Source organism: Streptomyces clavifer (assembly GCF_036345975.1).
Lineage (GTDB): Bacteria > Actinomycetota > Actinomycetes > Streptomycetales > Streptomycetaceae > Streptomyces > Streptomyces clavifer.
The window spans coordinates 1,655,625-1,677,488 of sequence record NZ_CP107793.1 but is presented as its reverse complement, the minus strand read 5'-3'; the positions used below and the strand labels follow the sequence as shown (position 1 = coordinate 1,677,488).

Genomic DNA, 21,864 nt, shown 5'->3' with positions numbered 1-21,864 from the left:
CGTGATCGGCACCGTCAACCGGGTACTGCTCGGCCTGGCAGGACTGATTCTCCTCGTCGTGGGCGGTGCGGTCCTGGCGACGGGGCTCGGCCTGTCCGTACCCTCCTGGTGGCCCTTCGACGGCAAGGGCGACGTGCTGCTCAGCAGGTCCGACCGGTACCGGTGGCGGGACGAGGGCTGGTGGTGGCCCACCGTCATCGCGGTCCTGGCCGTCCTGGTGCTCCTCGCCCTGTGGTGGCTCCTCGCCCAGTTGCGCCGTGCACGCCTGGCCGAGGTGCTGATCGACAGCGGCGACGGCGAAGGTGCGCTGCTGCGGGGCAGGGCGCTGGAGAGCGCGCTCGGGAGCGAGGCCGGAAACCTGGACGGCGTGTCCGGGGCCAAGGTCGGACTGACCGGCCGGCGCACCGCCCCGCAGGCCCGGATCCGGCTGCTGATGGAGCCGCACGCGGCCCCGCGGCAGGCGCTGCGGGGCCTCACCGACGAGGCCCTGGCCCACGCGCGGACCTCGGCGGGTCTGGACGAGCTGCCGGCCGAGGTCCGGCTGAAGGCGGTCAAGCACCGTGCGGAGCGGGTGAGCTGAGGACCCGCCCGTGCGGGCGCCGGGCCGGCTCACGGACCGTGCCGGGCGGCGCCGTCGAGCGGGACGCTCAGAAGCCGTGCCGGGCGCCGCCGTCGACCGGAACCATGATGCCCGTCAGGTAGGACGCGGCGGGGGAGAGCAGGAAGGCCGAGGTCTTCCCGAACTCCTCCGGGGTGCCGTAGCGGCGCAGCGGGATGCCCGCCTCGTTGGCCGCACGGGACGCGTCCGCGTCCCCCGAGAGGGCGTCGAGCTCGCGCACCCGGTCGGTGTCGATGCGGGACGGCAGTACGCCGACGACCCGGATGCCGCGTGGTCCCAGCTCGTCGGCGAGGGACTTCGCGAAGCCGGCGAGGCCGGGGCGCAGTCCGTTGGAGACGGTCAGCCCGGCGATCGGCTCGTACACCGAGCCCGACAGGACGAACCCGATGACACCGCCCTCGCCCAGCGCGGCGGCTGCGGTCCGGGCCAGCCGTACGGCGCCGAGGAACACCGATTCGAAGGCCGACCGCCACTGCTCGTCCGTGTTGTCGGCCACGAACCCGGGGGCGGGGCCGCCGACGCTGATGAGGATGCCGTCCAGCCTGCCGAAGCGTTCCTTCGCGGTGTCCACCAGCCGCTGTGCTGCCGCCGGGTCGGCGTTGTCGGCGACGAGGCCGACCGCGTCCGGGCCCAGTTCGGCGGCGGCAGCGGTGACCGCCTTCTCGTCCCGGCCGGAAATGATCACCTTCGCGCCGTCCGCGGCGAGTGCGTGCGCGGTGGCGTTGCCCAGTCCGCGGGTGGCACCGGTGACGACGTACACGCGGTCCTTCAGTCCAAGATCCATGGTCCTATCCTGCCGCGTCCTCCCCGGCGAGGTCGACCGCGCTGTTCACCAGACCGATGTGGCTGAACGCCTGCGGGTAGTTGCCGAGCTGGCGCCGGGCCACCGTGTCGTACTCCTCGGCCAGCAGCCCCACGTCGTTGCGCAGCTCCAGCAGCCGCTCGAAGAGCTCTTCCGCCTCGTCCTCGCGGCCCGTCCGCAGCAGCGCGTCGACCAGCCAGAACGAACAGGCGATGAACGCCCCCTCGTCGCCCGGCAGGCCGTCCACCGGCGCGCCCTCCGTGCTGTAGCGGCGGATCAGGCCGTCGCGGGCGAGCCCGCTCCGTACCGCGTCGACGGTGCCGGTGACCCGCGGGTCGTCCGGCGGCAGGAAGCCGGTCCGCACGATGAGCAGCGTCGAGGCGTCCAGCTCCTGGGACCCGTAGTACTGGGTGAAGGTATTGCGCACCGGGTCGTAGCCCTTCTCGCAGACCTCCGCGTGCACGGCGTCCCGCATGGCCCGCCAGCGGTCGGCGTCGCCGGGCAGTTCAGGGTCCTCCTCCAGGCTGCGGACCGCGCGGTCCGCAGCGACCCACGCCATGATCTTGGAGTGGACGAAGTGGCGGCGCTGCCCGCGGATCTCCCACAGGCCCTCGTCCGGCTCGCGCCAGGTGGATTCCAGGAAGCCGAGCAGGCTGAGCTGGAGGTTCCAGGCATGCGGCTTGTTGCCGAGCCCGGCCTGGCGGGCCACCCTGAGCGAGTCGATGACCTCGCCGTACACGTCGAGCTGCCGCTGACGCACCGCCGCGTTGCCCGTGCGGACCGGCCGGGACTGCTCGTAGCCGCTCAGCCACGGCAGTTCCGTCTCGGGAAGTCTGCGCTCGCCCGCGAGCCCGTACATGATCTGCAGGTCCGCCGGATCCCCGGCGACGGCCCGGAGCAGCCAGTCCCGCCAGGCCACCGCCTCCTCCAGATAGCCGGCCGAGATCATGGCGCCGAGTGTGAGGGTCGAGTCCCGCAGCCAGCAGTAGCGGTAGTCCCAGTTCCGTACGCCCCCGATCTCCTCGGGCAGCGAGGTGGTCAGGGCCGCGACGATGCCTCCGGTGGGGGCGTAGGTGAGTGCCTTCAGGGTGATCAGGGAGCGGAGCACCGCGTCCCGGTGCCTGCCCCGGTACGTGCACTTCGCCGACCACTCGGCCCAGTCCTCAAGGGTGTGTTCGAGTGCCTTGTACGGATCGATCAGCTTCGGGCGCGGGGAGTGCGAGGGGTGCCAGGTGAGGACGAACGCCACCTTCTCGCCCGCGGCGACCGTGAAGGAGGAGCAGGTGCTGAACTGCTGGCCCCAGGTCTTGACGGGCGGCTCGCTGCGGAGCCAGACGGAGTCGGGGCCCGCGACGGCCACCCGGTGGCCGTGGGAACGGCGCATCCACGGCACGACGGAGCCGAAGTCGAAGCGCAGGCGCAGGACGGAGCTCATGTCGACGCTGCCGCTGACGCCCTCGATGATCCGCATGACGTCGGGCGCCTTGTCGCGCTGCGGCATGAAGTCGATGACCTTGACGGTCCCGGTCCGGGTCTCCCAGAAGGTCTCCAGGACCAGGGAGTCGCCCACGTAGGCGCGCCGGGTGCAGGTGTCCGTGCCGTTCGCGCCCCGGGGGGCGATGCGCCAGTGGCCGTTGTCCTCGTTGCCGAGCAGGGCCGCGAAGCAGGCTCCGGAGTCGAAGCGCGGCAGGCAGAGCCAGTCGACAGAACCGTTCCTGCCGACCAGGGCGGCGGTCTGCAGATCACCGATGAGGGCGTAGTCCTCGATGCGTGGGGTCACGCTCAGGCGTCTTCCCGAACCAGGGCGCCGTTAAGCAGCGAGACCTGGTGGAACACGCCGATGTGACGCGTCAGGCGGCCGCGGGCTCCGGCTGTTCCGCCGTCTCGGCGTCCTTCGCGGCCTGCTCGAGGTCGTGCTTCTCGCGGCGGACGAGAATGACCCAGCCGACGGGGACCCCGGCGGCGAAGAGCCACCACTGCACGGCGTACGCCATGTGGGAGCCGATGGAGCTGTCGTCGGGGGCCGCGATCGTCTCGGGGCTGCCGTCGGCCGGCTGGGGGCCGGTCAGTTCGAGATAGCCGCCCAAGACCGGACGGCCGAGCAACTGCGACTGCTGGGAGCTGTTGATCAGCATGACCTGGCGGTCCGGCAGGCCTTCCAGGTCCTTGATGCCGCTGGCGCCCGTGGTCTCGTCGGCCTTGAGCCGGCCGGTGACGGTGGTCTCGCCCCCGGGCGGGGCCGGGACCTTCGGGAAGCTCATCTGGTCGGCGGCGGCCGGGATCCAGCCGCGGTTGACCAGGACCGTGCCACCGCCCTTGAGGTTCAGCGGGGTCAGGACGAGCACGCCGATGCTCTCGTCCCGTGAGGTACGGCGCCGTACGACCACCTCGTGCGTGGTGTCGAACGTGCCCGTGGCCGTCACCGCCCGCCAGTAGTCCGAGCGGGGGACCGTGTGGCCCGGCGAGGTCAGGCGGGTCACGGGGACCGGTTCGGCCTCGAGGTTCTTCGTGATCAGTGCGTTCTGCGCGACCCGGTGCTGATGCCGGTGCAGTTGCCAGAAGCCGAGCTCGACCATCGTGGGAATCAGGACGAGGACGAGGAGGGTGAGGATCACCCACTGCCGGGTCAACAGGAAGCGGTACACCCCATGACCGTACAACCGGGGTCATGGGGTGCGGCACGGAGGGGTCCCCGTGGGTCCGGGCTCGGCCCGTCACACTTTGTCCACGATGCCCGCCCTCCCCTCGGCGCGGGCGCAGTGGCCGCCGCAGTACCAGTGGCCTTCGACCTCGACGCCCTGGCCGATGACCTGGACCCGGCAGTGCTCACAGATGGGCGCCATGCGGTGAATGGCGCAGGAGAAGCAGTCGAAGACGTGCACCGCGCCCTGCGCGTGCACTTCGAAGGACATCCCGTAGTCGTTTCCGCAAACCTCACAACGTGCCATGCGCCACAGGGTGGGACGCCGGGCGGCGGCGGGCGAGCGGATGCCGGGCGAGTCGCCCCCGGTTCACTCCGATGACGGTGACGACGGGGGTGACGATGACGGTGGCGGGAGGGCGAGGGTGCCGGTGGCGACGGGGCGCGCGAGTCCGGCGGTCAGGAGGACTGCGGCGGGACGGAGGCCGCGCGGGCCGGAGCCACGTCCCTCAGCAGATGGGTGAAGGCGCTCTCCTCCAGGATCGGCGTGCCGAACGACTTCGCCTTCACCGTCTTCGAGGTCGCCGCGTCCGGATCGTTGGTGACGAGCAGGCTCGTCAGCCGGGAGACACTGGTCGCCACGTGCAGGCCGGCCTCCACCGCGCGGTCCTCGAGGAGCTCGCGGTCGACCGAGGTGTCCCCGGAGAACGCCACCCGCATGCCCTGCATGAGCGGTTTGCCCGACTCGTACCGACCCGGATTCGGATACGGGCAGGCCGGGCGCTTGCGTGAGGGGCGCCAGCTGTTCTGGCCGTGCGAGGGCTGGTGGCCGACGCGCGGGGCGACCGGCGAGTCGTACCACTCGGTCAGCGGACGGCACTCCAGCAACGGCAGGCGCATCCCGTCCCGGGCCGCCGCGTGCAGACTCGGCCGGAACGCCTCGGCCAGCACCCGCGCGTCGTCCAGCGCGTGGTGGGCGTGCTGCTGCACCACACCGAAGTGCGCGGCCAGCGACGCCAGCTTGTGGTTGGGCAGCGGGAGCCCGAGCTCCTTGGAGAGCGCGATGGTGCACAGCCGCTGCTCGACGGGCGCGGTGACCGCCGCTCGCGCGTACTCCCGGGCGAGCATCGACCAGTCGAACGCGGCGTTGTGCGCGACGAGCACCCGTCCGGCGAGACGCTCGGACAACTGCTCGGCGACCTCCGGGAAGAGCGGCGCGCCCTCCAGGACGTCGCTGGTCAGTCCATGGATCCAGACCGGCCCGGGATCCCGCTCGGGATTGACCAGCGTGTACCAGTGGTCCTCCACGTCGCCCCGCGCGTCCAGGCGGTAGACGGCAGCGGACACTATCCGGTCGTCGCGGGCGAGTCCGGTGGTCTCCACGTCGACGACCGCGTACCCCTTGGGGTAGGCGGCCGGCCACGGCGTTGCGGTCTGACGGTCGTCGAGCATGGTCACAGAGAATACGGGCCGCGACTGACAGCTCCCTATTCGGGAGGTTCCGGGCCCCGAACCCGTGGAGGGGTCCGCACAGTTGGCCGCGGTCGCGGCCGGGCGGTTCGGGATGCGTCCGGAGCGGGTGCGGTGAGACGCTCCCGTGGTGACGGAGACACAGGCGCAGACCCACGACGAACCCCACGAGGGCGGTCTCGGCACCCGGCTCAACTGGCTGCGGGCGGCGGTCCTCGGGGCCAACGACGGCATCGTCTCCACCGCGGGCCTCGTCGTCGGCGTCGCGGGCGCCACCGGCGACCGGAGCACCCTGCTCACGGCGGGCCTGGCCGGGCTGCTCGCGGGGTCCATGTCGATGGCGGCCGGTGAGTACGTGTCGGTGTCCACCCAGCGGGATTCGGAGAAGGCCGCGCTGGCGACGGAGAGGCGCGAGCTGGAGGAGACCCCGGAGGCCGAACTCGCCGAACTGGCGGGGATGCTGGAGGAGAAGGGGCTCAGTGGCGAGGTCGCCCGTGAGGCCGCCGTGCAGCTCACCGAGCGCGACGCGCTGCGCGCCCACGCCGAGGTCGAGCTGGGCATCGACCCCGACGAGCTGACCAACCCGTGGCACGCGGCCGGCGCGAGCTTCCTGGCGTTCACGGTGGGCGCGCTGCTGCCACTGCTGGCCATCGTGCTGCCCCCGGTCCCGCTGCGGCTGCCCGTCACGGTGGTGGCGGTGCTCGCGGCCCTGGCGGTCACCGGCTGGTGGAGCGCGAGACTGGGCGCGGCGGCGGCGGGACGGGCGGTGCTCCGGAACATGGCCGGGGGAGCGGTGGCCATGGCGGTGACGTACGGGGCGGGGGCGCTGCTGGGGGCCGCGGGGGTGTGAGGGCGCGGCCCCGGACCTCCGACGGCCGCCCCGGACCTCCGTCAGCCTTCCCGGACCTCCGTCGGTCGCCCGGACCTCCGACGGCCGCGACGGTCGCCCCGGTGACCGTGCCGGCCGGTCGCATCGGCGCAACACCCTTGCCCGGCCGCTGCGTTTCCCCCTCGACGGCGCGCGTGCGGGAACCCCGGGGCGGCCCCCGTTGGCAGAAGGTGCCAAAGACTGTTGACAGCACGTCTCGCATACTTGTCGGTAACAACGTCTGGTCACGGCCCGCCCGCGGCCCTACGGTGCTCGCATGGAGCCGAACCTGCCCGATGTCGTGCTGTGGTCGATCCCCGCCTTCGTCCTGCTCACCGTCCTCGAGACGGTGGTCCACCGCATCCACCCGGACGACGACGCCGCCGGGTACGACGCGAAGGACGCCGCCACCAGCGTCACCATGGGGCTCGGCAGCCTGGCCTTCGACCTGCTGTGGAAGATACCCGTCGTCGCGATCTACGCGGCGGTCTACGAACTCACCCCGCTGCGCGTCCCCGTCCTGTGGTGGACGGTCCTGCTGATGCTGCTCGCCCAGGACTTCCTCTACTACTGGTCCCACCGGGGCCACCACGTCGTCCGGATCCTCTGGGCCTGCCACGTGGTCCACCACTCCAGCCGGAAGTTCAACCTCACCACCGCGCTGCGCCAGCCCTGGACATCGCTGACCGTCTGGCCGTTCTACGTCCCGCTCATCGCCTGCGGGGTCCATCCCGCCGCGCTCGCGTTCTGCTCCTCGGCGAACCTCGTCTACCAGTTCTGGGTGCACACCGAACGGATCGACAAGCTGCCCCGGCCCTTCGAGTACGTGCTCAACACCCCGTCGCACCACCGGGTGCACCACGCCTCCCAGGGCGGCTACCTGGACCGGAACTTCGGCGGGATCCTGATCGTCTGGGACCGGCTCTTCGGGTCCTTCACCGCCGAGACCGAGCGGCCCGTCTTCGGCCTCACCAAGAACATCGCCTCCCACAACCCGCTCCGCGTCGCGACCCACGAGTACGCCGCCATCGCCCGTGACGTCCGGGCGGCGGCCACCTGGGGCGAGAGGGCGGGCCGGGTCTTCCGCGGTCCGGGCTGGCAGCCCGCGGACCGGGCCGCCGGGAGTGCGCCCGTACCGCCCCGCGCCACGGCCGAGCACGCCGGATGAGCCCCCGCACCGGTGGGGCGCCGAGGCTCGTCCGCCCCCTGCTCGTCGTCTTCCTCGCCGCCTCCGCCCTCCACCTGGCAGGGCTCCTCGGCGGCGTCGACACCGCCCACCTCGTGACCAAACCGCTGCTCATGCCGCTGCTCGCGGCCTACGCCGTCGCCCGGGGAGGCCCCCGGCTGCTCACCGCCGCGCTGCTCTTCGGCTGGGGCGGGGACGTGCTGCTGATGCCCGGCGCGGACGCGGCCTTCCTTGCCGGGATGGGCTCCTTCGCGGTGGGTCACGTCTGCTACCTCCGGCTCTTCGGACGGGGCCGCGTCTCCCTGCCGGCCGGACTCGCGTACGCGGCCCTCCTCGTGACCTTCGTCGTGCTCCTGTGGCCCGGTCTGCCCGGCGAGCTGCGGATCCCGCTGGCCGGCTACAGCCTGCTCCTCACCGCGATGGCCTGGCGGTCCGGCGCCCTCGGCCGGTACGCGGCACTCGGCGGCGCACTCTTCCTGCTCTCCGACGCGCTCATCGCGACCGGGATCGCCAACTGGCCCCAGCCGCCCGCCCACGACTTCTGGATCATGCTGACCTACCTGGCCGCGCAGTACCTGCTCACCCGGGGGGCGCTCGGACATCACAGGAATTCCACCGGCGCCGCCCCCGGGGCGTACGGTGAGAGGAGTATCAGAATCTGAGACGAGCGAGGACCCCCACGCATGCGCGCCACCGTGATCCACGCCCCCCACGACATACGTGTGGAAGAGGTGCCCGACCCGGCGATCCAGCAGCCCACCGACGTGGTGCTGAGAGTTCTGCGGGCCTGCATCTGCGGCAGTGACCTCTGGGCCTACCGCGGTGAATCGGCCCGGAAGCCCGGCCAGCGCATCGGCCACGAGTTCCTCGGCGTCGTGGAGGAGGCCGGCCCCGGGGTCAACGGCTTCGCCGTCGGCGACCTCGTCGTCGCCCCGTTCGTCTGGTCCGACGGCACCTGCACCTACTGCGCCGAAGGCCTCACCACCTCCTGCACGCAGGGCGGCTTCTGGGGCTCCGTCGGATCCGACGGCGGCCAGGGCGAGGCCGTCAGGGTCCCGTTCGCCGACGGAACCCTCGTCAAGCTCCCGGCCGCGGCCGCTTCCGACGACCGGCTGCTCACCGCGCTCCTGGCGCTCTCCGACGTCCTGGGCACCGGACACCACGCCGCTCTCGGCGCCGGGGTGAAGCCGGGCAGCACCGTCGCCGTCGTCGGCGACGGCGCCGTCGGCCTGTGCGGCGTGATGGCCGCCAAGCGGCTCGGCGCCGAGCGGATCATCGCGCTGGGCCGCCACCGGTCCCGTACCGACATCGCCCTCGCGTTCGGCGCCACCGACATCGTCGCCGAACGCGGCGAGGCCGCCCTCGCCGCCGTACGGGAACTGACCCGGGGCGAAGGCGCCCACGGGGTGATCGAGGCCGTCGGCACCGAGCAGTCCATGCGTACGGCCATCGACATCGTCCGCGACGGCGGCTCCATCGGATACGTCGGCGTCCCGCACGGCAGCGCCACCGGGCTCGACCTCGACGCCATGTTCGACCGGAACATCGCGCTGCGCGGCGGCGTCGCCCCGGTGCGCACGTACATCCCGGAGCTGCTCCCCGACGTTCTGGACGGCACGCTCGACCCGTCGCCCGTCTTCGACCTCGCGGTCGGTCTCGACCAGGTGCCCGGCGGCTACAAGGCGATGGACGAGCGCACGGCGCTGAAGGTCATCATCACGCCGTAGGCGGCGCACGGAGAGCGGGGGCCGGGGAACACTCTCCCCGGCCCCCGCTCTCCGTGCGGCGGGTGTTACCTGCGGACCGCGTCCAGCGCGTCCACGACACCGGCTCCGTAGAAGCCGTTGTACTGCTTGCCGCCCTCGCAGACCGCGTCGACGGTGCCGTCACCGTTGATGTCGTACGGCGCGCCGCACGCGGTGGCGTCGGCCTGGTGCGTCAGCAGGGCCTTCACCGTGCGCGCCGAGGCGTGCGGGTGGGTCGACTTGATCAGGGCCGCGACTCCCGCGACGTGCGGGGAGGCCATCGACGTGCCGGCCTTGTAGCCGAATCCGCCGCCGGGCAGCGTGGACAGGATCAGTCCGCTGGTGGCAGGCGCGTCGGGCGTCTGGTAGATCGTCGAGTCGCCGCCCGGGGCGGTCACGTCGATGACACCGAGACCGTAGTTGGAGTAGGAGGACTTGAGGCCCTTCGCTCCGGTCGCGGAGACCGTCACGACGCCCGGGAGCTGCGCCGGGATGTCGGGGCAGAGACGCGGGTCGACGGTCCGGGTGACCGGGTCGGTGTCGTTCGGGCTGCTCGCGTCGTCGATGGCGTCGGACGCCAGGTCGAACCGGGAGTTGCCGGCGGCCGCCACGTTGACGGTGCCCCGGCTCTCCGCGTAACGGGTCGCGCGGGTGATCGCGTCGACCAGGGCGCCCTGGTCGGGATCGTTCTTGCAGTTGAACATCCACGGGTCGGTGTAATAGCTGTTGTTCGTCACGTCGACACCGTGGTCCGCCGCCCACATGAAGCCGCAGACGACGGCCTCCGTGTAGAACCAGCCGCCCGGCGTGGACACCTTGATGCCGGACACCTTCACGCCCGGCGCGACACCGGTGACACCCACGCCGTTCTTGGCCGCGGCTATGGTGCCCGCGACGTGCGTGCCGTGGTCGCTCTCACCGGCGGCCGGGCGCCAGGCGCCGTCCGTGGTGTCCGGCGCGCCGGACACACAGTTCACCGACGCCGCACGGTCGAAGTTCGGCGCCAGGTCCGGGTGCGTGTCGTCGACACCCGTGTCGATGACGGCGACGGTGACCTTGCTGCTGCCCAGCGACTTCTGGTGGGCCTTGTCCGCCTTGATGGCGGGCAGGTCCCACTGCAGGGGCTCCAGCGGGTCCTGGCCCGCCACCGCGTCCGCCGCGGCGGAGCGTGCCGCCTCGGCGGTGAGCGGCTGCTCGACCCCGATGTCCTTCGTGGCCTGCGGGAGGATCGGGCTGGTGCGCGTGGATCCGGCCGACTGGACGCCCTTGGCCTTGCGGATCGCCGGGCCGAAGTCCGGGTTCTGCGAGTGGACGACGATGACGCCGATCTTGTCGTACGACGTCACGACGGTGCCGCCGGCCTTGGCTATCGCCTTCTTCACCTGCTTGACGGAGCCGTGACCGGCCCGGGTGTTCACGACATACGACAGCTTCGGGCCGTCGGCCGACACCGCCGCGGCCGGCTCGTCCGCCGGAGCGGCCGTCGCGGTTCCCGGGAGGAAGGCGAGCGACGCCGTGAGCGCCAGTCCGACGGGCAGCGCGAGTGCGCGTGTCCGTCCGGATGCCAGATGAGCCATGGGTTCTCCACATCATCCGTGCCTGTCGACCGGACACACGCCGTGTCCGGTCGGGTACATGACGAGTGAAGCTATCGCTGATCTTCCCGGTGCATCAACAAATACGGGCAAGTGAGTTCGAGGTGTGACCTCCAGGGACGCGTTCGCGGACGCCGTTTCGAGAACGGCGAACCTGCGGTGAACCGCTTCGCCGTGCTCTCCGTGCCGTTGTCAGGGAGTCGCACACCCGCCCCCACCGAGCAGAGGACTCCCCGTGAAATCCACCGCCCCGACCACCGCACCCGCGTCGCGAGGAGATTCCGTGGCTACCGATGCACCGCAGCCCCCGGGCCGTACGGACGACAGTCCCGTCCAGCCCACGACCGAGGCGTTCCTCGAGGCGCAGAACAGTGCGGAATTCGCCGAGCTGCGCCGCTCCTACCGCTCCTTCGCCTTCCCGCTGACCCTCGGCTTCATCGCCTGGTACCTGCTGTACGTGCTGCTGTCCAGCTACGCCGGCGACTTCATGGGCACCGTCGTCGTCGCCCACTTCAACGTGGCGTTCGTGTTCGGCCTCGCCCAGTTCGCCACCACGTTCCTCATCGCCTGGCTCTACTCGCGCCACGCCTCGACGAAGCTCGACCCCAAGGCGGAGGCCATCAAGTCCCGTATGGAGGCCGACGCATGAGCGCCGTGTACCACTCGCACCCCGTGATCCAGCTCGCCGCCTCGTCCACCTCGGAGCACCGGCCGCTGATCATCAGCCTCTTCGCGGTCTTCGTCGCCGCGACCCTCGCCATCACCGTGTGGGCCGGCCGGCAGACCAAGAGCGCCTCCGACTTCTACGCGGGCGGGCGCCAGTTCACCGCCTTCCAGAACGGCCTCGCCGTCTCCGGCGACTACATGTCGGCGGCATCCTTCCTCGGCATCGCCGGCGCCATCGCGCTCTTCGGCTACGACGGCTTCCTCTACTCCATCGGATTCCTCGTCGCCTGGCTCGTCGCCCTGCTGCTCGTCGCGGAACCGCTGCGCAACTCCGGCCGCTACACCATGGGCGACGTCCTCGCCTACCGGATGAGGCAGCGCCCCGTCCGGACCGCCGCGGGCGTCTCCACCATCGTCGTGTCGATCTTCTACCTGCTGGCCCAGATGGCGGGTGCGGGCGTCCTCGTCTCGCTGCTGCTCGGCATCACCAGCGACGCGGGCAAGATCCTCATCGTGGCGCTCGTCGGCGTCCTGATGATCGTCTACGTCACCATCGGCGGGATGAAGGGCACCACCTGGGTGCAGATGGTCAAGGCCGTGCTGCTCATCGCGGGCGCCCTGCTGATGACGGTCATGGTGCTGTGGAAGTTCGACTTCAACGTCTCCGACCTGCTGGGCACCGCCGCCGAGAAGAGCGGCCACGGCGCCGCGTTCCTGGAGCCGGGCCTCAAGTACGGCGCCACCGACATCTCGAAGCTGGACTTCATCTCCCTCGGCATCGCGCTCGTCCTCGGCACCGCCGGCCTGCCGCACATCCTGATCCGCTTTTACACGGTGCCGACCTCCAAGGCCGCCCGTAAGTCCGTCAACTGGGCCATCGGCATCATCGGCGCCTTCTACCTCATGACGATCGCCCTCGGCTTCGGCGCCGCGGCCCTGATCGGCCCGGAGGAGATCAAGGCGAAGAACCCGGCAGGCAACGCGGCGGCACCGCAGCTGGCGGAGTACCTCGGCGGGGTCGGCACCACGGGCGGCGCGATCATGCTCGCCGTGATCTCGGCCGTCGCCTTCGCCACGATCCTCGCCGTCGTCGCGGGCCTCACCCTCGCCTCCTCGTCCTCCTTCGCCCACGACATCTACGCCAACGTCATCCGCAAGGGGAAGGCCACGGAGAAGGAGGAGATGCGGGCCGCGAAGTGGGCCACCGTCGCCATCGGCGTCGTCTCCATCGCGCTCGGCGCGATGGCACGCGACCTCAACGTGGCGGGCCTCGTCGCCCTGGCCTTCGCCGTCGCCGCGTCGGCCAACCTGCCGACCATCCTCTACAGCCTCTTCTGGAAGCGCTTCACCACCCAGGGCGCCCTGTGGTCCATCTACGGCGGCCTCTTCTCGTCCGTCTTCCTGGTGCTGTTCTCCCCGGTCGTCTCCGGGAAGGCCAGCTCGATGTTCCCGGACGTCGACTTCGCCTGGTTCCCGCTGGAGAACCCGGGCCTCATCTCCATCCCGCTGGGCTTCCTGCTCGGCTGGATCGGCTCGGTCGTCTCCAAGGAGGAGCCCGACGCCGCCAAGTACGCCGAGCTCGAGGTCAAGTCGCTCACCGGCACCGGAGCCCACTGACCCACCCGCCGCACCGCACACGGGGCCCCGTCGTAGAGACCTACGACGGGGCCCCGTCGCACCTCGTGCCAAACGGGCATCCGCGATGTCACCCGTCTCGCGTAGTCTCGTACACGTCAGACCGCAACCGCGGACACCACCGGCGGAGGGGGCCCACAGTGCTCACGGACACCTACGGCCGGGTCGCCACCGACCTGCGTGTTTCACTGACCGACAAGTGCAATCTGCGCTGCACCTACTGCATGCCCGAAGAAGGCCTGCAGTGGCTCGCCAAGCCCGATCTCCTGAGCGACGACGAGATCGTCAGGCTCGTCCGTATCGCCGTCACCGACCTCGGCGTGACCGAAGTCCGCTTCACCGGCGGAGAGCCGCTGCTGCGCCCCGGGCTCGTCTCCATCGTCGAGCGGTGCGCCGCCCTGGAGCCCCGCCCCAGGATGTCGCTCACCACCAACGGCATCGGGCTCAAGCGCACCGCCGCGGCCCTGAAGTCCGCGGGTCTGGACCGGGTCAACGTGTCCCTGGACACCCTGCGCCCCGACGTGTTCAAGACGCTCACCCGCCGCGACCGCCACCAGGACGTGCTGGACGGACTCCGGGCCGCACGCGACGCCGGGCTCACCCCCGTCAAGGTCAACTCCGTCCTCATGCCCGGACTCAACGACGACGAGGCCCCCGAGCTGCTCGCCTGGGCCGTGGACAACGCCTACGAGCTCCGCTTCATCGAGCAGATGCCGCTCGACGCCCAGCACGGCTGGAAGCGCGACGGAATGATCACGGCAGGTGACATCCTCGCCTCGCTGCGCACCCGCTTCACCCTCACCGCGGAGGACGAGGACACCCGTGGATCGGCCCCCGCCGAGCGGTGGACCGTGGACGGCGGCCCCCATCGCGTCGGGGTCATCGCCTCCGTGACGAGGCCCTTCTGCCGGGCCTGCGACCGCACCCGGCTCACCGCCGACGGCCAGGTCCGCACCTGCCTGTTCGCCCGCGAGGAGACGGACCTGCGCGCCGCCCTGCGCTCGGACGCGCCGGACGAGGAGATCGCCAGGATCTGGCGGCTCGCGATGTGGGGAAAGAAGGCGGGTTCCGGACTCGACGACCCGTCCTTCCTCCAGCCCGACCGTCCGATGTCAGCGATCGGCGGCTGAGGACTCCCACTCCGCCAGCGGCACGACGTCCTTCAGGAACCCGCGCACCCCGAGGAACGAGGACAGGTGCTCCCGGTGCTCGTCGCAGGCCAGCCAGGTCTTGCGCCGCTCCGGGGTGTGCAGCTTCGGGTTGTTCCAGGCGAGCACCCACACGGCGTCGGCACGGCAGCCCTTGGCGGAACAGACCGGCGCACCGGTGGCACTCTCGGCGGAAGTCTCGGGGAAGTTCACGGCCTCAACCCTAGATCAGTCTCGGGGGCCGCTCTCTGACGCATCCCCGCCGGAGAAAGGGCGACGCCGAGCAGCCACGGGGGGAGCTGCCCGACGTCGGTCCGTCGCTCCGACGGGGGATGCGGAGCGCGTACGAAGTATGTCACGGGGACCGGGGCACGGTGCACAGGAACCTCATGATTGACCGAGCCCGCGGGGGAGCCCCGCGGCCCGTCCCCGGCTCAGCCGCTCCCGTGCGGATCTCCGGTGCCGCCCGGCGTTCCCGCTTGTGCCGACGGCTCCGCGGGGCCGGCCGCGGAGGCCGTGCCGAGAGCGGGCCGCAGGGGTGCCGTGACGAACGTCGAAGGGAGCGAGGGGACGCTCTCCCGGCCCGCGTTGGCGATGACCACCGAGACATAGGGGAGCAGCACGCCCAGCGCGAGCGCCACCACGGCCACATGCCGCTCGACGTTCCACAGGGTCGCGGCCAGCACCACGGACACGGTCCGCACGGACATCGAGATGATGTAACGCCGCTGTCTGCCACGCACGTCGTCGGCAAGACCCTGCCGAGCGCCCGTGATCCGGAAGACCTCCGCGCCGTTCTGCTTCCGCGTCATGTTCCACCACCAGATCGCTGTGCCGGACCGCCCCGGACCGGGCCGCTCCTACGGTACGCCCGGCATGCGCCGGTTTCGAGACCGGGGCGCGCCCTGCCCGAACGGGTCGGTACCGCCGCGGCACGTACGGCCCTGTCCGGCATGCGCCGTACGCCGGGCGGGCCGAGACTGGGCGGGCGTGCGCACACCGCGCCGCGCGAGGAGGCGATATGAGCTGGTTGTGGGCAATCGTCGTGGGCCTGGTCCTGGGCCTGATCGCCCGGGCCATCCTGCCCGGCAAGCAGGACATTCCCCTCTGGCTGACGGTGGTGTTCGGCATCCTCGGCAGCATCCTGGGCAACGCGGTCGCGACCTGGATCGGTGTCAACGACACCAAGGGCATCGACTGGATCCGCCACCTGCTGCAGCTGCTCGGTGCCGTGGCCGTCGTCGGCGTCGGAGACATGCTCTGGCAGTCGATCAAGGGCAACCGGAGCGGTACCCGGAGAACCTGACCCGTGACCGCACGGCACCGCGGCCGGTCACGCGCATCACGCGTGACCGGCCGCGAGGCGTGCGGTGGGCGTACCGGGTCAGCCGGCCGTGACCTCGACGGCGGCGAGGTTCTTCTTGCCCCGGCGCAGGACCAGCCAGCGCCCGTGCAGCAGCTCCTCGCGGGCCGGAGCGGCCTCGCCGTCCGTGACCTTCGTGTTGTTCACGTACGCACCGCCCTCCTTGACCGTGCGGCGGGCGGCCGACTTGCTGGCGGCCAGACCGACCTCGACCAGGAGGTCCACCAGCGGGGCCGGCTCGGTGATCCGGGCGTGGGGCACCTCGGACAGGGCGGCGCCGAGCGTCGCCTCGTCCAGCTCGCCGAGATCACCCTGGCCGAACAAGGCCTTCGACGCCGCGATGACCGCGGCGCACTGTGCGCCGCCGTGCACCAGCGTCGTCAGCTCCTCGGCCAGCGAGCGCTGCGCCGAACGTGCCTGCGGGCGCTCCTCGGTGAGCCGCTCCAGCTCGTCCAGCTCCTCACGGCTCCTGAAACTGAGGATCCGCATGTACGTGGAGATGTCCCGGTCGTCCACGTTCAGCCAGAACTGGTAGAACGCGTACGGCGTCGTCATCTCCGGGTCGAGCCAGACCGCACCGCTCTCGGACTTCCCGAACTTGGTGCCGTCCGCCTTCACCATCAACGGCGTCGCCAGCGCGTGCACCTCGGCATCCGGCTCCATGCGGTGGATCAGGTCGATCCCCGCCGTGAGGTTGCCCCACTGGTCGCTGCCGCCCTGCTGCAGGGTGCAGCCGTGGCGCCTGTACAGCTCGAGGAAGTCCATGCCCTGCAGCAGCTGGTAGCTGAACTCCGTGTAGCTGATGCCCTCCTGGGACTCCAGCCGACGGGCGACCGAGTCCTTGGTGAGCATCTTGTTGACCCGGAAGTGCTTGCCGATGTCGCGGAGGAACTCGATCGCGGACAGGCCCGCGGTCCAGTCCAGGTTGTTCACCATCGTGGCGGCGTTCGGACCCTCGAAGGTGAGGAAGGGCTCGATCTGACCGCGCAGCCGCTCCACCCACGCCGCGATGGTCTCCGGGTCGTTCAGCGTGCGCTCCGCCGTCGGCCTCGGGTCACCGATCTGGCCGGTGGCCCCGCCGACCAGGGCGAGCGGCCGCAGGCCGGCGAGCTGGAGCCGGCGCATCGTGAGCACCTGCACCAGATGGCCGACGTGCAGACTCGCCGCGGTCGGGTCGAACCCGCAATAGAACGTGACCGGGCCGTCCGCGAGAGCCTTGCGCAGTGCGTCCTCGTCGGTGGACTGGGCGAACAGCCCGCGCCACTTCAGCTCGTCGACGATGTCCGTCACGGTCTCTTCTCTCCTCGTGGGGTCGGAACAAGGTGGATAGGGGGTCGCTGGAATGTGCGGTTCAGTCTAGGACGGTCAGACGCCCCGGCTGACCGAGCTCATCTGGAAATCGGGAACCCGCAGCGCGGGCATGGCGGCGCGGGTGAAGTAGTCGCCCCACTCGCGCGGCAGCGTCTTCTCCGTGCGGCCCGCCTCCGAGGCCCGGGACAGCAGCCCGACCGGCGACTCGTTGAACCGGAAGTTGTTCACCTCGCCGACCACCTCGCCGTCCTCGACCAGATAGACCCCGTCCCGGGTCAGGCCGGTCAGCAGCAGTGTCGCGGGATCGACCTCCCGGATGTACCAGAGGCAGGTCAGCAGCAGGGCCCGGCCGGTCGTCGCGGCCACCATCTCCTCCAGCGACCGCTCACCCCCGCCGTCCAGCACGAGGTTGTCCATGGACGGGGCGACCGGCAGCCCCGTCAGCCCGGCGGAGTGGCGCGTCGTGGTCAGCCGCTCCAGCACGCCGTTCCCGACCCAGGTCGTCGGCGCGAGCGGCAGCCCGTTGTCGAAGACGGAGGCGCCGTCACCGGAGGCGTGGGCGATCACGAACGGCGCGGACTCCAGCCCCGGCGCGTACGGGTCGCTGCGCAGGGTCAGCGGCAGGGAGGACAGCGACTCGCCGAGCCGCGTGCCGCCCCCCGGCCGGGAGAAGACCGTCCGGCCCTCCGCCGCGTCCCGGGCACTGGCCGACCAGTACTGGTAGATCAGCAGGTCCGCCACGGCGGTCGGCGGCAGCAGCGTCTCGTACCGCCCGGCCGGCAGCTCGATCCGGCGCTCCGCCCAGCCGAGCCGCTGCGCGAGCTCCGCGTCCATGGCCGCCGGGTCGACGTCCTGGAAGTCCCGGGTGGACCGGCCGGCCCAGGCGGACCGGGTCCGGTCGGGGGACTTGGCGTTCAGCTCCAGCGTCCCGTTCGGCTGGTCGTGGCGCAGCCGCAGCCCCGTCGACGTCCCCAGGTAGGTCGAGGTCATCTGGTGGTGGGCGAAGCCGTACAGCTCGCGGCCGCCGGAACGGGCGCGGGCGAAGGCGTCGCCGAGCGCGGGGGCGAAGCCGTCGAAGACGCCGGAGCCCGTCTCGGCCGGTGCTTCCGTGAAACCGGCGGACGCCGGCACCCCGGACACCAGCGGCTGCGCGTCCTCGGCCGGACCGGCCCCGCGCGCGGCGGCCTCGGCGGCGCGGACGAGCGGTTCCAGGTCGTCGGCCGTGACGGCCGAACGCGAGACCACGCCGGAGGCGGTCCCCTGCGCGCCGCCGGCCGTCGCGATCACGGTCAGGGTGCGGCCCCGCGTCACGCCGTTGGTGGTGAGCGCGTTGCCGGCCCACCGCAGATTGGCGGAGGAGTCCTCGTCCGCGATGACCACGCAACCGTCCGTGGTGGACAGCTCGAGCGCCCGCTCGACGATCTCGTACGGCTTGCTGACGCGGCTCATCGGCCGGCCTCCTGCGTCGTGTTGAGGATGTTCACGCCTCGGAAGAGGGCGGAGGGGCAGCCGTGCGAGACGGCGGCGACCTGGCCCGGCTGGGCCTTGCCGCAGTTGAACGCGCCGCCCAGGACGTAGGTCTGCGGGCCGCCGACCTTCTCCATCGACCCCCAGAAGTCCGTGGTCGTCGCCTGGTACGCCACGTCCCGCAGCTGGCCGGCGAGCCTGCCGTTCTCGATCCGGAAGAACCGCTGACCGGTGAACTGGAAGTTGTAGCGCTGCATGTCGATCGACCAGGACCGGTCGCCGACCACGTAGATCCCGCGCTCCACCCCGCCGATCAGGTCCTCCGTCGACAGCCCGCCCGGATCCGGCCGGAGCGACACGTTCGCCATCCGCTGGACGGGGACGTGCCCCGGCGAGTCCGCGTACGCGCACCCGTTGGACCGGCCCAGCCCCGTCAGCTTCGCGATCCGACGGTCCGTCTGGTAGCCCACCAGCGTCCCGTCCCTGACCAGGTCCCACGACTGCGCCTCGACGCCCTCGTCGTCGTACCCGATCGTCGCGAGCCCGTGCTCCGCGGTGCGGTCACCCGTCACGTGCATGGCGGGGGAGCCGTACACGAGCTCGCCCAGCTGGTCGAACGTGGCGAACGAGGTCCCGGCGTACGCCGCCTCGTAGCCCAGCGCCCGGTCCAGCTCGGTGGCGTGGCCGATCGACTCGTGGATGGTCAGCCACAGGTTGGACGGATCGACGACCAGGTCGTACGTGCCCGCCTCGACGCTCGGGGCCCGCATCTTCTCGGCGAGCAGACCGGGGATCCGCTCCAGCTCCGAGGCCCAGTCCCAGCCGGTGCCGGTGAGGTACTCCCAGCCCCGGCCCACCGGCGGCGCGATGGTCCGCATCGAGTCGAACTCGCCGGTGGTGCCGTCCACGGCCACCGCGGTGAACTGCGGATGCACCCGCACCCGCTGCTGCGTGGTGACGGTGCCGGCCGTGTCCGCGTAGAACTTGTTCTCGTGGACGGTCATCAGCGAGGCGTCCACGTGTGCGACCCCGTCGGCCGCCAGCAGCCGTGAGCTCCACTCGGCGAGCAGCCCGGCCTTCTCCTCGTCCGGTACGGAGAAGGGATCGGTCTCGTAGGAGGAGACCCAGGTCCGTTCACCGTGCACCGGCTCGTCCGCCAGCTCGACCCGCTCGTCGGAGCCGGCCGCCGCGATCACCCTGGCGGACAGCTTGGCCATCGACACGGCCTGCGAGGCCACCTTCGCCGCAGCGTCCATCGTCAGGTCCACCCCGGAGGCGAACCCCCAGGCCCCGCCGTGGACCACCCGGACCGCGTACCCGAGGTCGGTGGTGTCCGACCCTCCGGAGGGCCGTGCGTCCCGCAGCCGCCAGGAGGCGCCGCGCACCCGCTCCAACCGGAAGTCCGCGTGCACCGCGCCGAGCGCACGCGCGCGGGCGAGCGCCGCGTCGGCGAGGGCGCGCAGCGGCAGGGCCAGGAACGACTGATCTACCTCGTGGGGCACGAGGGCCTCCCCTTCTCCACCTCTGGAACTGTCTCCGCAGTGAATCATGAGGGGTCGTGGCACTCCGGTGCGCTCGATTTACCTTGTGGAGACCCTGCCCGGCCCATTCTGTAGGGATCCGACAGTCGCGACCCGGCGGCGCTGTCAGGGACGATTCTCCGTGGGCGGTGCGGTACCGATAGGTTTTCGATGTACCAGATCGTCAAGGAAAGGGTGATCCGTTGAGCCGCTCGGTTCTCGTCACCGGAGGAAACCGGGGCATCGGCCTCGCCATCGCCCGCGCCTTCGCCGACAACGGCGACAAGGTCGCGATCACTTACCGATCCGGCGAGCCGCCGCAGGCCCTCGTCGACGCGGGCTGCCTGGCGGTCCGGTGCGACATCACCGACACCGAGCAGGTGGAGCAGGCCTACAAGGAGATCGAGGAGAAGCACGGTCCCGTCGAGGTGCTGGTCGCCAACGCCGGTATCACCAAGGACCAGTTGCTGATGCGGATGTCGGAGGACGACTTCACGTCCGTGCTCGACACCAACCTCACCGGCACCTTCCGGGTCGTCAAGCGCGCCAACCGTGCGATGCTGCGCGCCAAGAAGGGCCGTGTCGTCCTCATCTCCTCCGTCGTCGGCCTCCTCGGCTCGGCCGGCCAGGCCAACTACGCCGCGTCCAAGGCGGGCCTCGTCGGCTTCGCACGGTCGCTGGCCCGTGAGCTCGGCTCGCGGAACATCACGTTCAACGTCGTCGCACCCGGGTTCGTCGACACCGACATGACCCAGGCACTCACCGACGAGCAGCGCAAGGGCATCGTGTCCCAGGTGCCGCTCGGCCGCTACGCGCAGCCCGCTGAGATCGCCGCCGCGGTGCGCTTCCTCGCGTCCGACGACGCGTCGTACATCACTGGAGCCGTCATCCCCGTTGACGGCGGATTGGGCATGGGTCACTGATCACCATGAGCGGAATTCTCGACGGCAAGCGCATCCTCATCACCGGTGTGCTGATGGAGTCGTCCATCGCGTTCCACACCGCGAAGGTGGCCCAGGAGCAGGGCGCCGAAATCATTCTGACGGCCTTTCCCCGGCCGACGCTGACCGAGCGCATCGCCAGGAAGCTTCCCAAGCCGGCCAAGGTCCTCGAGCTGGACGTGACCAACGCCGAGCACCTGGACCGGCTCGCGGGCCTGGTCAAGGACGAGCTCGGCTCGCTGGACGGCGTCGTGCACTCGATCGGCTTCGCCCCGCAGGACGCGCTCGGCGGCAACTTCCTCAACACGCCGTTCGAATCGGTCGCGACCGCCATGCACGTCTCGGCCTTCTCGCTCAAGTCGCTCGCCATGGCCTGCAAGCCGCTGATGAGCGAGGGCGGTTCGATCGTCGGCCTCACCTTCGACGCGCAGTTCGCCTGGCCGCAGTACGACTGGATGGGCCCGGCCAAGGCCGCGCTGGAGGCGACCTCCCGCTACCTCGCCCGCGACCTCGGCAGCGAGAGCATCCGCTGCAACCTGATCTCGGCGGGCCCCCTCGGCTCGATGGCCGCCAAGTCCATCCCGGGCTTCGGTGATCTCGCGGAGGTCTGGAACACCCGGTCGCCGCTGGCGTGGGACATGTCCGACCCGGAGCCCGCCGGCCGCGGGGTCGTGGCCCTCCTCTCGGACTTCTTCCCGAAGACGACCGGTGAGATCATCCACGTCGACGGTGGCGTGCACATGATGGGCGCCTGAGCCCCGGAGCTCCTCCACGGCCGCGTACCGCCTCCCGCGAGGGAAGGGGTACGCGGCCGTGTGCGTCTCAGGTCGAAAAGATGGTCGATCCGCCGCAGAATGTGGAGGAAGCGGACTTTGGTCAGGCTGTGG

At 71.2% G+C, this 21,864-nt stretch carries 22 protein-coding genes; 11 read left to right on the top strand and 11 right to left on the bottom strand.

Features of this window, described 5'->3' with window-relative positions; translation table 11 throughout:
- Position 1 precedes the first annotated feature (1 nt).
- Positions 2-580: an alkaline shock response membrane anchor protein AmaP gene (gene amaP / locus OG927_RS07100; RefSeq protein ID WP_372450644.1), complete on the top strand. Its 579-nt coding sequence runs from the start codon at positions 2-4 to the stop codon at positions 578-580.
- 67 nt (positions 581-647) lie between these two features.
- On the opposite strand, the gene OG927_RS07095 is transcribed toward amaP, so the two are convergent.
- From OG927_RS07095 to OG927_RS07075, 5 genes are all read right to left on the bottom strand, one after another.
- Positions 648-1,403, bottom strand: a complete 756-nt coding sequence (locus OG927_RS07095; protein ID WP_056792721.1) for an SDR family oxidoreductase — start codon at positions 1,401-1,403, stop codon at positions 648-650.
- Between the two features lie 4 nt (positions 1,404-1,407).
- Positions 1,408-3,201: a glycoside hydrolase family 15 protein gene (locus OG927_RS07090; protein ID WP_056792722.1), complete on the bottom strand. Its 1,794-nt coding sequence runs from the start codon at positions 3,199-3,201 to the stop codon at positions 1,408-1,410.
- Between the two features lie 70 nt (positions 3,202-3,271).
- Positions 3,272-4,066 (bottom strand): SURF1 family cytochrome oxidase biogenesis protein, encoded by a 795-nt coding sequence (locus tag OG927_RS07085; protein WP_056792723.1) that lies wholly within the window; start codon positions 4,064-4,066, stop codon positions 3,272-3,274.
- 69 nt (positions 4,067-4,135) lie between these two features.
- Entirely contained in the window at positions 4,136-4,369 is a 234-nt protein-coding gene (locus OG927_RS07080; RefSeq protein ID WP_014156997.1) for a hypothetical protein, read from the bottom strand.
- A 152-nt stretch (positions 4,370-4,521) separates the two neighbouring features.
- A complete protein-coding gene (locus tag OG927_RS07075; protein WP_209470769.1) occupies positions 4,522-5,520 on the bottom strand; it encodes a DEDDh family exonuclease in 999 nt (332 codons plus the stop codon).
- 142 nt (positions 5,521-5,662) lie between these two features.
- Here OG927_RS07075 and OG927_RS07070 point away from each other — a divergent pair, with 142 nt between their 5' ends.
- The 4 genes from OG927_RS07070 (at position 5,663) to OG927_RS07055 (ending at position 9,313) form a co-directional block, all read left to right on the top strand.
- Positions 5,663-6,382, top strand: coding sequence for a VIT1/CCC1 transporter family protein (locus tag OG927_RS07070; RefSeq protein ID WP_209470770.1), 720 nt, complete (start codon positions 5,663-5,665; stop codon positions 6,380-6,382).
- 295 nt (positions 6,383-6,677) lie between these two features.
- Positions 6,678-7,568: a sterol desaturase family protein gene (locus OG927_RS07065; RefSeq protein WP_330319857.1), complete on the top strand. Its 891-nt coding sequence runs from the start codon at positions 6,678-6,680 to the stop codon at positions 7,566-7,568.
- Complete coding sequence (locus OG927_RS07060) at positions 7,565-8,248, top strand: lysoplasmalogenase (RefSeq protein ID WP_330319856.1); 684 nt, start codon at positions 7,565-7,567, stop codon at positions 8,246-8,248. The genes OG927_RS07065 and OG927_RS07060 overlap by 4 nt, the downstream gene beginning before the upstream one ends.
- A gap of 21 nt (positions 8,249-8,269) precedes the next feature.
- Complete coding sequence (locus OG927_RS07055; RefSeq protein WP_056792728.1) at positions 8,270-9,313, top strand: zinc-dependent alcohol dehydrogenase family protein; 1,044 nt, start codon at positions 8,270-8,272, stop codon at positions 9,311-9,313.
- 65 nt (positions 9,314-9,378) lie between these two features.
- Here OG927_RS07055 and OG927_RS07050 read toward each other — a convergent pair whose 3' ends face one another.
- Positions 9,379-10,908 carry a S8 family peptidase gene (locus OG927_RS07050; protein WP_330319855.1) on the bottom strand — a complete coding sequence of 510 codons (1,530 nt, stop codon included), beginning with the start codon at positions 10,906-10,908 and terminating at the stop codon, positions 9,379-9,381.
- Positions 10,909-11,209: 301 nt separating this feature from the next.
- Here OG927_RS07050 and OG927_RS07045 point away from each other — a divergent pair, with 301 nt between their 5' ends.
- The 3 genes from OG927_RS07045 to moaA all read left to right on the top strand — a co-directional run bounded on the left by OG927_RS07045 (position 11,210) and on the right by moaA (position 14,357).
- On the top strand, positions 11,210-11,575 hold the full coding sequence (locus OG927_RS07045; protein ID WP_056792730.1) for a DUF485 domain-containing protein: 366 nt from the start codon (positions 11,210-11,212) through the stop codon (positions 11,573-11,575).
- The gene (locus tag OG927_RS07040) at positions 11,572-13,209 is read left to right on the top strand and encodes a solute symporter family protein (RefSeq protein ID WP_209470774.1); all 1,638 of its coding nucleotides are present in this window, start codon (positions 11,572-11,574) and stop codon (positions 13,207-13,209) included. Before OG927_RS07045 ends, OG927_RS07040 begins: the two co-directional genes overlap by 4 nt.
- 158 nt (positions 13,210-13,367) lie before the next feature.
- A complete protein-coding gene (gene moaA / locus OG927_RS07035; RefSeq protein ID WP_056792732.1) occupies positions 13,368-14,357 on the top strand; it encodes a GTP 3',8-cyclase MoaA in 990 nt (329 codons plus the stop codon).
- On the opposite strand, the gene OG927_RS07030 is transcribed toward moaA, so the two are convergent.
- Together OG927_RS07030 and OG927_RS07025 are read right to left on the bottom strand one after the other, a co-directional pair.
- Positions 14,340-14,588 carry a hypothetical protein gene (locus tag OG927_RS07030; protein ID WP_056792733.1) on the bottom strand — a complete coding sequence of 83 codons (249 nt, stop codon included), beginning with the start codon at positions 14,586-14,588 and terminating at the stop codon, positions 14,340-14,342. The two genes, moaA and OG927_RS07030, sit on opposite strands and share 18 nt — an antisense overlap.
- Before the next feature lie 221 nt (positions 14,589-14,809).
- Positions 14,810-15,187, bottom strand: coding sequence for a DUF3099 domain-containing protein (locus OG927_RS07025; RefSeq protein WP_056792734.1), 378 nt, complete (start codon positions 15,185-15,187; stop codon positions 14,810-14,812).
- 209 nt (positions 15,188-15,396) lie between these two features.
- Here OG927_RS07025 and OG927_RS07020 point away from each other — a divergent pair, with 209 nt between their 5' ends.
- Positions 15,397-15,681, top strand: coding sequence for a GlsB/YeaQ/YmgE family stress response membrane protein (locus tag OG927_RS07020; protein ID WP_330319854.1), 285 nt, complete (start codon positions 15,397-15,399; stop codon positions 15,679-15,681).
- Between the two features lie 78 nt (positions 15,682-15,759).
- Here OG927_RS07020 and tyrS read toward each other — a convergent pair whose 3' ends face one another.
- The 3 genes from tyrS to OG927_RS07005 all read right to left on the bottom strand — a co-directional run bounded on the left by tyrS (position 15,760) and on the right by OG927_RS07005 (position 20,018).
- Positions 15,760-17,028: a tyrosine--tRNA ligase gene (gene tyrS / locus OG927_RS07015; protein WP_056792736.1), complete on the bottom strand. Its 1,269-nt coding sequence runs from the start codon at positions 17,026-17,028 to the stop codon at positions 15,760-15,762.
- 75 nt (positions 17,029-17,103) lie between these two features.
- Positions 17,104-18,498, bottom strand: coding sequence for a metallopeptidase TldD-related protein (locus OG927_RS07010; protein ID WP_330319853.1), 1,395 nt, complete (start codon positions 18,496-18,498; stop codon positions 17,104-17,106).
- On the bottom strand, positions 18,495-20,018 hold the full coding sequence (locus OG927_RS07005) for a TldD/PmbA family protein (RefSeq protein ID WP_124282713.1): 1,524 nt from the start codon (positions 20,016-20,018) through the stop codon (positions 18,495-18,497). Before OG927_RS07005 ends, OG927_RS07010 begins: the two co-directional genes overlap by 4 nt.
- A gap of 221 nt (positions 20,019-20,239) precedes the next feature.
- On the opposite strand from OG927_RS07005, the gene fabG reads away from it, so the two are divergent.
- Both fabG and fabI read left to right on the top strand, forming a co-directional pair.
- Positions 20,240-20,959 carry a 3-oxoacyl-[acyl-carrier-protein] reductase gene (gene fabG, locus OG927_RS07000; protein WP_056792739.1) on the top strand — a complete coding sequence of 240 codons (720 nt, stop codon included), beginning with the start codon at positions 20,240-20,242 and terminating at the stop codon, positions 20,957-20,959.
- A 5-nt stretch (positions 20,960-20,964) separates the two neighbouring features.
- Positions 20,965-21,732, top strand: coding sequence for an enoyl-ACP reductase FabI (gene fabI, locus OG927_RS06995; protein ID WP_056792740.1), 768 nt, complete (start codon positions 20,965-20,967; stop codon positions 21,730-21,732).
- Positions 21,733-21,864 lie beyond the last annotated feature (132 nt).

Bases quoted from the DNA above. Each gene is read 5' to 3' on its own strand.
- fabI (WP_056792740.1), top strand. From the start codon at position 20,965: ATGAGCGGAATTCTCGACGGCAAGCGCATCCTCATCACCGGTGTGCTG.
- OG927_RS07050 (WP_330319855.1), bottom strand. From the start codon at position 10,908: ATGGCTCATCTGGCATCCGGACGGACACGCGCACTCGCGCTGCCCGTC.
- OG927_RS07080 (WP_014156997.1), bottom strand. From the start codon at position 4,369: ATGGCACGTTGTGAGGTTTGCGGAAACGACTACGGGATGTCCTTCGAA.
- OG927_RS07095 (WP_056792721.1), bottom strand. From the start codon at position 1,403: ATGGATCTTGGACTGAAGGACCGCGTGTACGTCGTCACCGGTGCCACC.
- OG927_RS07025 (WP_056792734.1), bottom strand. From the start codon at position 15,187: ATGACGCGGAAGCAGAACGGCGCGGAGGTCTTCCGGATCACGGGCGCT.
- OG927_RS07010 (WP_330319853.1), bottom strand. From the start codon at position 18,498: ATGAGCCGCGTCAGCAAGCCGTACGAGATCGTCGAGCGGGCGCTCGAG.
- OG927_RS07040 (WP_209470774.1), top strand. From the start codon at position 11,572: ATGAGCGCCGTGTACCACTCGCACCCCGTGATCCAGCTCGCCGCCTCG.
- OG927_RS07065 (WP_330319857.1), top strand. From the start codon at position 6,678: ATGGAGCCGAACCTGCCCGATGTCGTGCTGTGGTCGATCCCCGCCTTC.
- OG927_RS07055 (WP_056792728.1), top strand. From the start codon at position 8,270: ATGCGCGCCACCGTGATCCACGCCCCCCACGACATACGTGTGGAAGAG.
- OG927_RS07060 (WP_330319856.1), top strand. From the start codon at position 7,565: ATGAGCCCCCGCACCGGTGGGGCGCCGAGGCTCGTCCGCCCCCTGCTC.
- OG927_RS07020 (WP_330319854.1), top strand. From the start codon at position 15,397: ATGAGCTGGTTGTGGGCAATCGTCGTGGGCCTGGTCCTGGGCCTGATC.